The organism is Bradyrhizobium genosp. P, assembly GCF_049949265.1.
Taxonomy (GTDB): Bacteria; Pseudomonadota; Alphaproteobacteria; order Rhizobiales; family Xanthobacteraceae; genus Bradyrhizobium.
This window is the reverse complement of record NZ_CP188195.1, coordinates 3,172,948-3,185,596: the sequence shown is the minus strand read 5'-3', so window position 1 is coordinate 3,185,596 and position 12,649 is coordinate 3,172,948. Positions and strand designations below refer to the sequence as shown.

Annotated in this window: 15 protein-coding genes; 3 read left to right on the top strand and 12 right to left on the bottom strand. The window is 60.3% G+C overall.

Going from position 1 to position 12,649, the window contains the following annotated elements; genetic code table 11:
- Window positions 1-16: 16 nt before the first annotated feature.
- Together ACP2YO_RS15360 and ACP2YO_RS15355 are read right to left on the bottom strand one after the other, a co-directional pair.
- Window positions 17-286 (bottom strand): hypothetical protein, encoded by a 270-nt coding sequence (locus tag ACP2YO_RS15360; RefSeq protein WP_426441587.1) that lies wholly within the window; start codon window positions 284-286, stop codon window positions 17-19.
- Between the two features lie 135 nt (window positions 287-421).
- Window positions 422-1,162: a Crp/Fnr family transcriptional regulator gene (locus tag ACP2YO_RS15355; protein ID WP_426441586.1), complete on the bottom strand. Its 741-nt coding sequence runs from the start codon at window positions 1,160-1,162 to the stop codon at window positions 422-424.
- Here ACP2YO_RS15355 and ACP2YO_RS15350 point away from each other — a divergent pair.
- Together ACP2YO_RS15350 and ACP2YO_RS15345 are read left to right on the top strand one after the other, a co-directional pair.
- The gene (locus ACP2YO_RS15350; RefSeq protein WP_426443556.1) at window positions 1,089-1,337 is read left to right on the top strand and encodes a hypothetical protein; all 249 of its coding nucleotides are present in this window, start codon (window positions 1,089-1,091) and stop codon (window positions 1,335-1,337) included. The genes ACP2YO_RS15355 and ACP2YO_RS15350 overlap by 74 nt on opposite strands.
- A 379-nt stretch (window positions 1,338-1,716) precedes the next feature.
- Window positions 1,717-2,022 carry a hypothetical protein gene (locus ACP2YO_RS15345; protein ID WP_426441585.1) on the top strand — a complete coding sequence of 102 codons (306 nt, stop codon included), beginning with the start codon at window positions 1,717-1,719 and terminating at the stop codon, window positions 2,020-2,022.
- A 14-nt stretch (window positions 2,023-2,036) separates the two neighbouring features.
- On the opposite strand, the gene ACP2YO_RS15340 is transcribed toward ACP2YO_RS15345, so the two are convergent.
- The 5 genes from ACP2YO_RS15340 to ACP2YO_RS15320 are packed head-to-tail and all read right to left on the bottom strand — an operon-like array spanning window position 2,037 to window position 6,590.
- Entirely contained in the window at window positions 2,037-2,876 is an 840-nt protein-coding gene (locus tag ACP2YO_RS15340; protein WP_426441584.1) for a phosphodiesterase, read from the bottom strand.
- Window positions 2,877-2,884: 8 nt separating this feature from the next.
- Window positions 2,885-3,943 carry an ABC transporter ATP-binding protein gene (locus ACP2YO_RS15335; protein WP_426443201.1) on the bottom strand — a complete coding sequence of 353 codons (1,059 nt, stop codon included), beginning with the start codon at window positions 3,941-3,943 and terminating at the stop codon, window positions 2,885-2,887.
- Window positions 3,940-4,725, bottom strand: a complete 786-nt coding sequence (locus tag ACP2YO_RS15330; RefSeq protein ID WP_426441583.1) for an ABC transporter permease — start codon at window positions 4,723-4,725, stop codon at window positions 3,940-3,942. The genes ACP2YO_RS15335 and ACP2YO_RS15330 overlap by 4 nt, the downstream gene beginning before the upstream one ends.
- A 3-nt stretch (window positions 4,726-4,728) precedes the next feature.
- A complete protein-coding gene (locus ACP2YO_RS15325) occupies window positions 4,729-5,544 on the bottom strand; it encodes an ABC transporter permease (RefSeq protein WP_426441582.1) in 816 nt (271 codons plus the stop codon).
- A 38-nt stretch (window positions 5,545-5,582) separates the two neighbouring features.
- The gene (locus ACP2YO_RS15320; RefSeq protein WP_426441581.1) at window positions 5,583-6,590 is read right to left on the bottom strand and encodes an ABC transporter substrate-binding protein; all 1,008 of its coding nucleotides are present in this window, start codon (window positions 6,588-6,590) and stop codon (window positions 5,583-5,585) included.
- A gap of 193 nt (window positions 6,591-6,783) precedes the next feature.
- Here ACP2YO_RS15320 and ACP2YO_RS15315 point away from each other — a divergent pair, with 193 nt between their 5' ends.
- Window positions 6,784-7,935, top strand: coding sequence for a zinc-dependent alcohol dehydrogenase (locus tag ACP2YO_RS15315; protein WP_426441580.1), 1,152 nt, complete (start codon window positions 6,784-6,786; stop codon window positions 7,933-7,935).
- Window positions 7,936-7,981: 46 nt separating this feature from the next.
- On the opposite strand, the gene ACP2YO_RS15310 is transcribed toward ACP2YO_RS15315, so the two are convergent.
- From ACP2YO_RS15310 to ACP2YO_RS15290, 5 genes are read right to left on the bottom strand one after another with little or no spacing between them, the layout of a single operon-like run.
- Window positions 7,982-8,686: an ABC transporter ATP-binding protein gene (locus tag ACP2YO_RS15310; protein WP_426441579.1), complete on the bottom strand. Its 705-nt coding sequence runs from the start codon at window positions 8,684-8,686 to the stop codon at window positions 7,982-7,984.
- Window positions 8,687-8,690: 4 nt separating this feature from the next.
- The gene (locus ACP2YO_RS15305; protein ID WP_426443200.1) at window positions 8,691-9,461 is read right to left on the bottom strand and encodes an ABC transporter ATP-binding protein; all 771 of its coding nucleotides are present in this window, start codon (window positions 9,459-9,461) and stop codon (window positions 8,691-8,693) included.
- On the bottom strand, window positions 9,458-10,447 hold the full coding sequence (locus tag ACP2YO_RS15300) for a branched-chain amino acid ABC transporter permease (protein ID WP_426441578.1): 990 nt from the start codon (window positions 10,445-10,447) through the stop codon (window positions 9,458-9,460). The genes ACP2YO_RS15305 and ACP2YO_RS15300 overlap by 4 nt, the downstream gene beginning before the upstream one ends.
- 7 nt (window positions 10,448-10,454) lie before the next feature.
- Window positions 10,455-11,339, bottom strand: a complete 885-nt coding sequence (locus tag ACP2YO_RS15295; RefSeq protein WP_426441577.1) for a branched-chain amino acid ABC transporter permease — start codon at window positions 11,337-11,339, stop codon at window positions 10,455-10,457.
- 50 nt (window positions 11,340-11,389) lie between these two features.
- A complete protein-coding gene (locus ACP2YO_RS15290; RefSeq protein ID WP_426441576.1) occupies window positions 11,390-12,640 on the bottom strand; it encodes an ABC transporter substrate-binding protein in 1,251 nt (416 codons plus the stop codon).
- Window positions 12,641-12,649: the final 9 nt, after the last annotated feature.

The window sequence follows — 12,649 nt, the reverse complement described above, 5'->3', positions numbered from 1 at the left end:
GCGCCAACGTCCTCGGTCAGTAGGCTGTCACCGTCCGGATTGCATTGCTCGGCTGGGCCATTTGCGCCGGCCGCGGAACGTCAGGCGCCAGATCGGTGCCGGCGAACTCAGAGCCGACGAATTCCGCTTGCGCCGCGTCCGATATCCATTTGACCGCCGCCGGGTGGCCGACCACCATCCCGATCACTGCGATGAGGACGAGCACGGGCAGAGCGACAAGCTTGATGCTGAAACTCTGGTAGTTGTTCTGCTCGTCTTGCGGTTGCTTGTCGAAAGAGCCGTGCATGGATTCCTCCTCATTGCGGATGAGATTCCCGAAGCCTCACTTACCGCAGCGCACGGCAATCCAATGTGAATGGTTTCACAGGCTTATCCGGTTCACCAATTTGTGAGGTATCCAGCTGACTAGGCGCCAGGAGGCTTATTCGCCGTCGTTCGATCCCGCAGCGACCAACTCCTGAAGCGCATCCGGCTTCAGCACGACGATCGCACCATGTTCAAGCCTGACCCAACCGCGTGCCGCCCACGCGCGCAGCTGCTTGTTGATGCTCTCGCGCGTCATGCCGACCATCTCGCTGATCTCCTGCTGGGTAATCGAGATGGTACGGCCTTGCGGCGCACTCTTGTGCTTATCGCTGAGGCGCAGCAGTGCACTGGCAAGGCGGCCAGGCAAGTCTTGCAGGATGACCTGCTCGACCTGATCGCTGGTCCAGCGCAATCTCGCACAGAGCAGTTCGATGAACTTCATCGCAAGCGTTGGCTGGCTGCGCACAAATGGAATGAACTCGCGCCGGTCAATGACGAACAGCTCGCAATTTGTATTGGCAGTGGCATCCGCGGTCCGCGACAACCCGTCAAGCAGCGCGATCTCCCCGAATATCTCTCCCGCCTCGATCAGGTTCAGGATCGCGTTGCGACCGTCCGGCGAGGAGATACTGATCTTCACCGTGCCGGAGATCACCGCAATCAGGCTCGTGCCCGCATCCCCCTTGGAAAAGATCGTCGTCCCGCGCTTTAGCGTAATATGCTTGGCGTACCGGCAGAGCTGGTCGAAAGCCTCAGGCTCCAGACCGACGAAATAGGGATGCTTGCGCAGCACCGACAGCTTGCTGCTTGAAAACGGCGGCGCGACGACGGTTCTTTCTATGGGCGCACCGGTCATCGTCATCCAGAAAGATTGTGTTGCGTATGATCGGCCTGCGACCACGGCGGACACCGACAAGCCATCGATCAATGAGAGCAAATGCGGTTATAGCTCCGCTGCGGGCCTACAGCAACAAAAGGTCCGGCGCCGTCATCATTCGCCAGAGCGTTTCGCTAAATACAATTTCAAATAAATAAAACTTATTTTAAAAATTTATAGTTGTTATTCCGCCGGGCGAACCATTCTGCACGTCATCGTAGCTCGATGGCCCGGCCGCACGCTGCGGTCGCAGGCCGATTGGTTGATATCCCTATTTCTTCGATCAAACGCGCGTATTAGGCGGGTTAATCGCGCGCCGGAGAACCCGAACGTTCTCCGCAGAACCTCCGCCAGCCTCCGGGCGGTCGGCTGCCTTGCTGGCTTTTCGGGGGCAGCTGCGCTTACCTTCCTGACTTGGCCATTCGCTTAACCAAGAACGAAGCCTTGCATGCCGTGCGCATGGACCACCAGGGATGGGCAACCCACTATTCATCAACTTCCGCCAGTCTTCCCCCAAAAAGGGAGTGCGAAGAATGCCGCAGATTTGGATGACCTATCACGAGATCGCCGAGATGCTGGGCTGCGACGCGGAGACCGCGCGTGCCGCAACGATCCAGCGCGCGCTGGACCGAAAGAAGAGTTGCGATGGAATGACTCGCGCAAAGCTCGATCCCGAGCTGATGGCAAGGTTCATCGCCGCGATCCGGAATGCGGACCCGGCCATGGATCAGGCGGTCCACGATCTTCGCAACATGCATGAGATGATGTCGCGCGGCGATCCGGCGGACATCGCGATCATTCCGAGTCACGATAAACCCGGACGCAGCGCCGCGGGCTGATCACACCGGCCATCTCAAAGCAATTTGCCGTCCGGACCGAAGAACGGATGCGGTCCGCCAAACTCGCCGATCGGGACCTGGTGCGTGACCACCCGCCCGAAGCCCTCGCCTGGAAACCAGCCATGGATGTGAAAGGCAGGCGGTTCGACCTTGAACGAGGGCACGCGGAGTTGCGCCAGGTCCAGATCGACGGCGTGGTTCGGCGCGGGGCATATGGTAGCGGAAATTCCGGCAAAAATGGTCAGCATGGCGCGATGAACGTGCCCGCACGCGATAGACCGCGCGCGCGGGTGAGCCCTCACTATTCCGGCCAGTTGATCTGCGTTGAACAGATCCTGTTGATCCATGTGCCAGATGCCGCCCTTGAACGGCGGATGATGCAGGAAGAGCAGTGCCGGTCGATCGGCCGACATCGCCAGCGTCGCGTCGAGCCATTGCAGCGTTGAGGCCTCGAGGGTGCCATGTGGCTTCCCGGGCACGCTTGAATCAAGTAGCAGGAGATCGAGACCGTGGACCTCGATCTTTTGGTCGAGAGAGCCGGTTGCCCGCACATAAGGCGCAGCCGGAAACGCGGTACGCATCAACTCACGCGAGTCGTGATTGCCGGGAATGCCGGCAAACGGCAGCTTGAGCGGCTCAAGCAGTCGCTTGAGGTAATCGTACTCTTCGGCGGTCGGCGTATCGACGAGATCACCCGATATCACCACGAAATCGAGTGCAGGTTCGAACGCATTCAGCGCCGCGACGCACCGTTCGAGCGCCTTCGCGGTATCGACCTTGCCATAAGCCAGCGCTCCCGGCGGCTTAATGTGGAGATCGGATATCTGAGCGATCAAGACAGGTTTCGGCGACATCGATTTTCTCAATCTCCGGACGGCAGCAGACGAATGGCCTCAGGCGAGATCGAAAGCCCAATCCGGTCGCCAGCCCTGGCTTGAATTGTGTTGGGGGCGTCGACATTAAGCGCCTTGGTCGAGGCACCACTCACGACGAGCCGCTGTCGATCGCCGATGAAGCTGACGGAGTCCACGATACCGGAAAGCGATCCGGTTCCTGCTTCCACCACGTGAATTGTTTCGGGGCGAACCATGATGGTTGCGTTCGGCACGGTCGCCTCACCACCAACGGGCAGCCGTCCGCCCGGCAAGATCAGCTCACCTTTCTCCACCGACGCTTCAACAATATTCGCCGCGCCAACAAATTCTGCCACGAACCGGTCTTTTGGCGCGAAATAGACGCCTCGCGGTGTTCCGATCTGGGCGATCGCGCCCTTCCGCATCACCACGATGCGGTCGCCCAATTCCATGGCCTCAGCCTGGTCATGCGTGACGTAGATCGTCGTGATCCCGAGCGCTCGGAGCAATCGATTCAGTTCGCCGCGCAGCCGGTCCCGCAGGGACGCATCGAGGGCGGTCAACGGTTCGTCCAGCAACAATATGCCCGGCCGGATTGCAACGGCACGCGCCAATGCGACACGCTGGCGCTGGCCGCCGGAAAGCTGATCGATACGGCGATTCTCCAATCCGGTGATGTTTGTCAGAGCGACCAGTTCGGCAACGCGCGTGGCACGTTCCTCCCTGGCGATACCACGGATCTTCAAGCCATAGCCGATATTGTCCGCCACCGTCATGTTGGGAAACAGGGCATAGGACTGAAACACCATTCCGACATTGCGGCGCTCGATCGGAACGGTCGTCACATCCTTCCCATCGAACAAGACCTTGCCGCCGGAATCCGGGAGTTCCAAGCCTGCGATGATACGCAACATCGTGGTCTTGCCGCAGCCAGACGGCCCCAGAAGGACCAGTGTCTCGCCACGTGCAATGTCGAGGGTTGCGGGATCAAGGGCGCGCGTGCCGTCGGCAAAGGTCTTGCCGCAAGTCTCAATCCGCACTGCCGCACCATGCCCGGCCGTACTCATCGCCTGTGATCCCTGTCGGCCAGTAGTTGCATCGCTACCAGGAGCGGAATGATCATCACGAAGAAGATCAGCGTATAGGCGGAGGCCACTTCCAACCGCATCGACGCGTAACTGTCGGCAAGTCCGATCGGCAGAGTCTTCGTGAGTGGCGTATGCAGCATCCATGTCAGGTTGAACTCGCCGAGCGACAGCGTGACCACCATCAGGGCGCCGGCGAGGATTCCCGGTACCGCGTTCGGGACGATCACATCGCGAAATCGCCGCCATGGCGGCGCGCCCAGCGAGGCTGCCCCCTCATCAAGGGTCTTGATGTCCACGGTCGCAAACACCGCCATGACCGATCGGACCATGAACGGCATGGTGAAGATGACGTGCCCGACCAGAATGAAGAGCCAGGAGCGGCGAAAGCTGCCAAAGCTGCCATAGGTCAATAGCAGCGCCAGTGCGATCGCAAGACCTGGGATCGCGAGCGGCAGCGTGATGATCTCCTCGACGATCCGCGCAAGACGGCCTCCCCGCACATGCAGCGCATAGGCTGCTGGGACACCGACCAGCAGCGTGACCGCAAGTGCCGCAAACGCAATCACGAAGGAGAGCAGGATCGTGCCGGCATACAGTTCCCAGACCTGCGCCACCCAATGCAAGGTCACGCCGGACTGAATACCCCGAAAATAGTTGACGGTGACGCCGGCGGAAATCGAAAGCCCGGCGGGTACCACCAGAAAAGCCGCGACGAGGAGCGTAAAGACGAGTTGGCCGGTGAAGATCAGGCGATCGCGCATGGCTCACCCGGCCGCCGCGACCGCGCTGCCGCTGAACGAGCGGGCGAGCGCGAGGATCAGCCAGGTAATCAGGCCGAGCCCAACCGACAATGCCGCTGAAGTCGCGAAATTCGCCGCCAGGGTAAACTCGGTATAGATCAGCATCGGCAGCACATCGATGTTCGTCGCCAGCGTGAAGGCGGTTCCGAACGCCCCCATCGCCGTTGCAAAGGCGATCGCGCCGGACGCGACGAAGGCGGGCGCAAGCGCCGGCAGCACGACATCGCGCTGGACCGCCCACGGGCTGGCGCCAAGCGAACGTGCAGCCTCTTCAAGGCCGACGTCCAGCTTCTGCACCGCAGCCATGATGGTGAGGATCACGCGCGGAATCGAGAAATAGAGATAGCCGAGGAAGAGCCCGTAGATCGAGTACGCGAAGACGATCTTTTCGCCGAACAGCCGGTTCGACAACTCGCCGATCAGTCCTTGCCGCCCGGCCAACAGGATGATCATGAAACCGACGACCACACCCGGAAAGGCCAATGGAAAGGTCAGCATGGCGATCAGGACGGCACGCCCGGGAAAGCGGTGCCGCTGCAGGAACATTCCTGCAATCGTTGCCACGATCAGCGTGACAATCGTGGTTGCCGTCGCCAACAGCACTGTATTGATCAGGGTTGCGCGATAACGCGGTTCCGCAAGGATCGCGAGGTATCCGGCAAGGCCGTGCTCGCCTTCTGCGCCAGCGGCCACAAGCCGTGCCATTGGCAGCAAAAAGAATGCGGTCGTCACGACCGCAAGCGGCAACAGACAGAGCCAAACAAAGGACTTTTGCGACATCGTGAGAATGGTGCCCCGGCCAAGGGTGCCATATTGCCTCAGCGGACCTCGGCGAGATAGCGGTCGACGAAGGCTTTTTGCACGTCTTCCATCTCGCCCCAGTCCACGCTCTTGGCGCGGGCATAGTCGCTGTCAGGAAGGAATTTGCCCTTAACGGCGGCCGGCAACTCGATGGGGCGGGCCGGACGGAGGTAGGCATTGGTCCAGATCGCCTGCCCCTTGTCGGACAGCAGATAGTCCATCACCTTCTTGGCCTTCTCCTTGTCCGGAGCGTTCTTCACGAGGCCGACGACGTAGGGAAACACCACCGAGCCCTCGCAGGGAATGACAAACTCGAAATTGCCCTTCTCCGAATACTTCGCGCGGTAGGCGTTGAAGTCGTAGTCGAACAGGATCGGCATTTCGCCCGAGACCACACGGGCATAGGACGTCTGCTTGGGCACGATCGGATCGTTCTTGCGCAGTTCCTTGAAGAAATTGATCGCCGGATCGAAGTTGGTCGGCGAGCCGCCTAGCGCCAGATTCACCGCGACCGCCCCGACATAGCCAACCGCCGCGGACGACGGATCGAGATAGCCAACCATGCCCTTGTAGTCGGGCTTCAAGAGGTCCTTCCAGCAGGCCGGCACCGGCTTGCCACCGAGCGCGTCCTTGTTCACGAACAGGCCGAGCGTGCCGGAATGGATCGTGGTCCAGTAGCCGTCAGGGTCCTTGAGACCCGCGGGGACCTGGTCCCAGTGAGCGGGCTTGTAGGGTTCGAGCGCGTCCTGCGCCTTGGCCTTCATGCCGAAGGTCACGCCGAAATAGCCGATGTCGCCGACCGGATTGCTCTTCTCGGCCAGGATTTGCGCTAACGCCTGGCCGGAATTCTTATTGTCGTGCGGGATATCGTAGTTGAGATCTGCCTTGATCGCCTTCAGCATCGACGCCCAGTCTGCCCATTCAGGCGGGCAGTTGTAACAGATCACGTCGGCTGCCTTCGCAGACTGCCATGGCGCGATCAGCGTCAGCGCCAGCAAGGCGAGGACAAGGCGGACGGTCTTCATGGGAGACTCCGATTTGGCGGCGGCGCAATGAAGGCTTCAATATCAACTGAGCGACCAAGTATAGGCCGCGTATGAAGGTTTTGCGACGTCCATGCTGCCGTGCAACAATTGGCGCAGGCCGAACCGAGCGAGCGGAACGCTCGCGGCGGCCGACCGTTTTGGGCTAGGCTAACGACCAAAAGAGGATGCGCCCGTGTATCAGCCCTCCGGTGTCACCACATCGTCCGACCTTCCCATTCCGGATCAGATGAAGGCCTGGGTTCTCGGTGATCCCGACCAGCTTTTCCTTCGCGAAAAGCCGACGCCGGTCCCGTCGCGTGCCGAGGTGTTGGTCCGCATTGACGCCGTCGCGATCTGTGCGACTGATCTGGAGATCATTCATTCCGGCTCGCCGGCGAGCATTCAGGGCGGGCTGCCCTTCAACAAGAATTTCACACCGGGCCATGAGTATATGGGCACGGTTGCCGCCCTCGGGCCTGCTGTCGACGAGTTCAGGATCGGTGAGAGGGTCAGCGTTGAAATTCATGCCGGCTGCGGCCAATGCAAGCGCTGCCGCCAGGGCATGTACACGTCATGCCTCAACTATGGAAAGCCCGAGAAAGGGCATCGGGCAAACGGCTTCACGACCGATGGCGGATTCGCGGAATACGCCATCAATCACATCAATACGCTTGCGCGTGTCCCCGAAACCATGAGCGACGCGGAAGCGACGCTCGTGGTGACTGCGGGGACGTCAATGTATGGCTTGACGGAATTGGGGGGATTGGTTGCCGGTGAGAGCGTCGTTGTGATCGGCCCTGGTCCGATCGGACTGCTCGCGGTGGCTGTCGCCAAGGCGCTGGGGGCAAGCCCGGTGTTCCTGACGGGAACACGCAACAAGCGACTGGCGACCGGTCGGGAACTGGGTGCCGACCGGGTCATCAACATCAACGATGAAGACGCAGTTGATGTTGTGAGGCAACTAACTGGTGGGATCGGTGCGGACTATGTCGTCGAATGCGCCGGGACCGAAGCGACGCTCAACCAGGCCATTCACATGACCAACCGCGGAGGCAAGATCTGCCTTGCCGCTTTTCCGCATGAGGCCGCAACGCTGGACATCGCGCATCTCGTGAGGAACAACATTTACGCCTACGGCATTCGTGGCGAGGGCCGCAGCGCGACCCACCGTGCGATGGAATTGATGGCGGAGAAGCGGTTCGACGCAACGAAGATACACACGCATACGTTCGCTCTGGCCGACCTGCCGACAGCCCTTAGATATGCGCGAGATCGTGTAGACGACGCTATCAAGGTCGTCATCGCTATCAGAAACGCCGAGGTGATCGCGAGCGCGGCGGAATAGGAGTGCACCGGTCAGGCTGTGGCAACACCAATTCGAGAAGAACTCTTCACACCGAGCAGTACCGCTCCTTGATCTCGTTGTCAGCCAGCAGCTCCCGCGCCGTCGCGTGATGCACCACGGAGCCGTGATCCAACACATAGGCGCGATCAGCAATGTCAAGCGCGAGTTCGACATTCTGCTCGACGAGCAGCACGGTTGTCCCTTGCGCCTTCATGTTGCGGAACAGCGCGAACATCTCGTCGACCAACACCGGCATAATGCCCTCCGATGGCTCATCAAGCATGATCAGGTCGGGCTTTGCGATCATGGCCCGCGCAATCGCCAGCATTTGCTGCTCACCGCCGGACATCGTGACGGCTTCCTGGTCCAGGCGCTCGGCCAATCGTGGGAATATCCCTGCGATCTCGTCAATCAGTTCGGCTTCCCACTTCTTCTTCGGCGACGCGACCAGACCAAGCCGCAGATTCTCGCGCACCGACAATCCCTGCACGATCCGCCGTTCTTCGGGTACATAGGCGAGCCCCAGCGCGAAACGCGTATGCGCCGGCTGGTTCAACAGCTCCCTGCCCTTGAAGATTGCCGAGCCGCGGGTTCGATCCATCAGACCCATGATCGACTTCAACGTCGTCGTCTTGCCGGCTCCGTTGCGACCGATCAGGCAGACGATTTCACCCTTGGCAATCTCCAGACTGATGTCCTGCAATGCGTGGCTTGCTCCATACCAGGCATTGAGCTTGCTGATCTGCAGCATCCAGTCAGTGCTCCCGCTGGCCGAGATAGACGCGCTTCACCGCTTCGTTCTGCCGGACTTCCTGTGGCGTTCCCTCGGCAAGGAGTTCTCCATGGTGCAGCACCAGGATGCGATCGCTGATCCCCAGAACCAGTTTCATCTTGTGCTCGACGAGGATGACCGTCCGCTCTTTCGCGAGTTTCACGATCAGATCCATCATGGTCCTGGTTTCCTCCGGGCTCATCCCCGCCGTCGGCTCGTCCAGCAGCAGCAGACGAGGCTGACTGGCCAGCGCCATGCCAATTTCAAGGGCCCGCTGCTCGCCATGTGCCAGCGTCTTGGCTGCGCGTTCGCGGGCCTCCCACAACCCGACAAGGGCCAGCAACTCGTCCGCGCGCTCGATCAGTTCGGTCAGACGCGCACGCGGCCGCCAGATGTCGTATCGCGACACCAGCGCTTGCAGACCGATCCGGATGTTCTCGCGCGTCGTGAGTTGGGGGAACACGCTGGTGATCTGAAATGACTTTGCGATCCCCAAATGAGCAAAGCGGTGCTGCGGTAGCCCGGTGACATCTCTGCCCTCGAATTCGACGTTGCCTCTCGACGGCGGAAATGCGCCGCAGAGCAAGTTGAAATAGGTGCTCTTTCCCGCGCCGTTCGGACCAATGATGGAGGTGATCGCTCCCTTGGAGAACTCCGCCGAGATGTTGCTGAGCGCGACAAATTTACCGAACGTCTTGCCGACGCCCGTGGTGCGCAGAATAATCTCTCCCGATCGCCCTGGCACGGCATTCATCGCCTGCCCCGCCCAATCAATGTCCCCCAGATGCCGGCTGGGAAGAACAACACGCACGCCACGAAAATGGCTCCGACGATCAATTGCCAGTGGACCGTCCATACCGAGACCAGGTTCTCCAAGACCAGGAAAACCGCCGCGCCAATCATCGGTCCGAAAAATGTCCCCATGCCGCCCAGCAACGCGATCATCACCACCAGACCCGACGTCTCATAATGCAGGATCTCGATCGGCACGATCGAAAGATGAAGCGCCTGCAACGCCCCCGCGAGGCCGCAAAATCCGCCTGACAGAACGAAGGTCAGCAACCGGGTCAGGGTGACGTTATAACCCGATGCGCGCGCGCGCATCTCGTTTTCCCGCACCGCCTCGATGACAGCACCAAACGGCGACGCGAGGATGCGCGACATCACGAAGAACGCGGCAACTACGAAAGCTGCAATGACGTAGTACCGGATCATTGGATTGATGAAATCGATCTGCCAGCCGAACAGATCAATGGTGCGCACATTGATGCCGCGAAGACCGTTCTCGCCACCGGTCCAGTCAACGGCCTGATAGAACAGGTAATAGACACACTCCGACAGCGCCATCGTCACCATGGCGAAGTAGATACCGCGGGTACGGATCGCGAGCACACCAATCAGCAGCGCCATCAAGAGGCCGCCCAGAACGCCGGTTGCGATGGCCGCGTACCACGGCCAACCGAAGTGCACGATCGCGATGCCGCAAAGATAGGCCCCCGTTCCAAACAGCGCGGCGTGACCGAACGAGAGGAGCCCCAGATATCCGAACACGAGGTTGAATCCGAGGGCATACAGCCCGTAGATCAGGATATTCGCGGCCAAGGCTGTGAACGGCATCACCAGAGGGAAAATCAGGATCACCGCAGCTGCGAGGCTGGCACGATGTCGCGTCGCGAACTCGTACCAACCGACCGTCGCGGCCCGAGGTTGCTTGATAGACTCGGTGGTGGCCTCGGTCATGCCCGGCTCAACTCATCAATCCAGCGCGGCCGAAGAGGCCTTGGGGCCGGAGGATCAGGACGATTGCCATCAAGGCGAAGATCGAGACCTTGGCCATTTCGGGCGCAAACAGCGACGTCATGCTGACGACCACGCCGACCAAAAGACCTGCCAGCACCGCGCCGCCGATCGAGCCCATACCTCCTACCACCGTCACGACAAAGGCTTCGGCGAGGATGGTGCCACCCATCTCCGGAATGACACCTTGAAGCGGGGCTGCCAACAGGCCTGCGAAGCCTGCAATCCCGGTTCCGATTCCGAATACGATCAGCCAGACCCGCGAGACATCGACGCCGAGGACACGGACGATCTGCGGATCACGCGCCCCGGCACGGATAATGAGCCCGAAGCTGGTTTTTTCGAGGAACAGCCAGAGCGCCAGCAACACGACAGCCGTCGCACCGATCACGAACAAGCGATACAGCGGGAAATACCCAACGCCGATATCGACGGCGCCTTGCAGAACCTCGGGCGTGTCGAAAGGATAACCAGTCTTGCCAAAGGCAATGCGCACGCATTCGACCATCACGTAACTCAGCCCGAAGGTCAGCAGCAGGGGATAGTCAATGCCGCGGCCATACAGCGGCCGGATCAGTATGCGCTCGACGGCAACCCCGAACAGCCCGACCAGGAGCGGCACGGCCACGAGGCAGAGCCAGAAATTGCCGCCGAGCGAGATCAGATAGAGCCCGACATAGGCGCCGACCATGTAGAACGCCCCATGGGCGAAGTTGACGACGGTCAACATCCCGAAGATCAGCGAGAGTCCGATCGCAAACAGCACGTAGATCGCGCCGAGTGCCAGCCCGGCGAACAATTGCAAGGCAATCAGGTCAAAGCTCAGGCCCGCCATCCATACCCCCCAATTGGCGCGCACCTCGCGGCGCGCGCCATCTCGCGAACTCAGCTCTTGTGACCTAGCGCTTCGCAGGTCCGCAGGTTCTTCTCGCTGGGTTCTTCGGTTGAAATCACCTCGAACACATCGGAGTCGTTTTTCATGTCCTTGGACTTCGACTTGATGACGAGCACCGACTGCACAGACTGATGATCGCATTTGCGATAGTATTGCGGTCCCTTGTAGTAATCGTACTTCAAGGCCTCCAATGCCGCGATCACCTTGTCGGTCTCGACGGTGCCCGCACCCTTGACCGCCTCGAGCACGGTCCGAACGCCACCATAGCCGAGCGCACCGTAGTCGGTTGGCAGCTTGCCATCATTCATCTTGCGGAAGGCGTCGTTAAACGCCTTGGTCGAAGCGAACTTATCCTCGATACCCCAGTAAAACGAGCAGCCTCCGACGACGCCTTCGAACGCCTGAGCGCCCGCTGCAACACGACTGGCATGCGAGAGCAGCGGCGCTATGATCTGGATCGATTTCTTGACTCCGAAGTCGGTTGCCTGCTTGAGCACGACTTGCTGATCCCGGCCGAAATTGCTGATGCACAGGATGTCGGGCTTTAGCGCCTGAAGACGCGGGAGCAGGGTTGAGAAGTCGGTCGTACCCAACGGATGGCGGATGTCGCCGAGATTCTCGATGTTGAACTCCTTGCCCACCTCGAGGAAGCCACGAACCATCTCGTGACCATAGGCATAGTCCGCGGTGAGGAATGCAACCTTCTTGCCAAACTTGGGGAAGGCGTATCGGCCGACCGCGCCCGCCGTCATATGCGGATTCAATGCTTCGTGGAATGTGTACTTGCTGAAGTCGCTCGCCTCGTTGATGGCGTCGGACTGGCTGATCGAATTGAAGATGATGCCGCGCTCTTTGGTAACGTTATTTATCGCAAGCTGAACGGCCGCGGACAGACTTCCGACGACGAAATTGACGTTCTCCTTCTCGACCAGTTCCAGTGTCCGCGTCGCGGCCTCACCGGGATTCAGCTTGTCGTCGCGCACGACGAGTTCAGCCTTGCGGCCATTGAGACCACCGGCATCGTTGAACTGCGCCACGGCGAGCTGCGCAGCACGGACCTGGTCCTGTGCCTCGGCGCCATAAGGACCGGTGAGGGGGACCGGGAAGCCGATCTTGATCGACGCTTCCTGGGCCTGAGCCAGGTTAATACGAAAGGATGAGGCTGCGAGGACAGCGCCGCTCGCGGTTGTCAGCAGCCGACGGCGCGATATCGACCCGGCTTTGGTGACCGTCTTCGTCATGACTATTCC

What these genes read in the sequence shown, in the direction of transcription:
- ACP2YO_RS15360 (WP_426441587.1), bottom strand. Translation starts at nt 286, where the DNA reads ATGCACGGCTCTTTCGACAAGCAACCGCAAGACGAGCAGAACAACTAC.
- ACP2YO_RS15355 (WP_426441586.1), bottom strand. Translation starts at nt 1,162, where the DNA reads ATGACCGGTGCGCCCATAGAAAGAACCGTCGTCGCGCCGCCGTTTTCA.
- ACP2YO_RS15345 (WP_426441585.1), top strand. Translation starts at nt 1,717, where the DNA reads ATGCCGCAGATTTGGATGACCTATCACGAGATCGCCGAGATGCTGGGC.
- ACP2YO_RS15340 (WP_426441584.1), bottom strand. Translation starts at nt 2,876, where the DNA reads ATGTCGCCGAAACCTGTCTTGATCGCTCAGATATCCGATCTCCACATT.
- ACP2YO_RS15335 (WP_426443201.1), bottom strand. Translation starts at nt 3,943, where the DNA reads ATGAGTACGGCCGGGCATGGTGCGGCAGTGCGGATTGAGACTTGCGGC.
- ACP2YO_RS15330 (WP_426441583.1), bottom strand. Translation starts at nt 4,725, where the DNA reads ATGCGCGATCGCCTGATCTTCACCGGCCAACTCGTCTTTACGCTCCTC.
- ACP2YO_RS15325 (WP_426441582.1), bottom strand. Translation starts at nt 5,544, where the DNA reads ATGTCGCAAAAGTCCTTTGTTTGGCTCTGTCTGTTGCCGCTTGCGGTC.
- ACP2YO_RS15320 (WP_426441581.1), bottom strand. Translation starts at nt 6,590, where the DNA reads ATGAAGACCGTCCGCCTTGTCCTCGCCTTGCTGGCGCTGACGCTGATC.
- ACP2YO_RS15310 (WP_426441579.1), bottom strand. Translation starts at nt 8,686, where the DNA reads ATGCTGCAGATCAGCAAGCTCAATGCCTGGTATGGAGCAAGCCACGCA.
- ACP2YO_RS15305 (WP_426443200.1), bottom strand. Translation starts at nt 9,461, where the DNA reads ATGAATGCCGTGCCAGGGCGATCGGGAGAGATTATTCTGCGCACCACG.
- ACP2YO_RS15300 (WP_426441578.1), bottom strand. Translation starts at nt 10,447, where the DNA reads ATGACCGAGGCCACCACCGAGTCTATCAAGCAACCTCGGGCCGCGACG.
- ACP2YO_RS15295 (WP_426441577.1), bottom strand. Translation starts at nt 11,339, where the DNA reads ATGGCGGGCCTGAGCTTTGACCTGATTGCCTTGCAATTGTTCGCCGGG.
- ACP2YO_RS15290 (WP_426441576.1), bottom strand. Translation starts at nt 12,640, where the DNA reads ATGACGAAGACGGTCACCAAAGCCGGGTCGATATCGCGCCGTCGGCTG.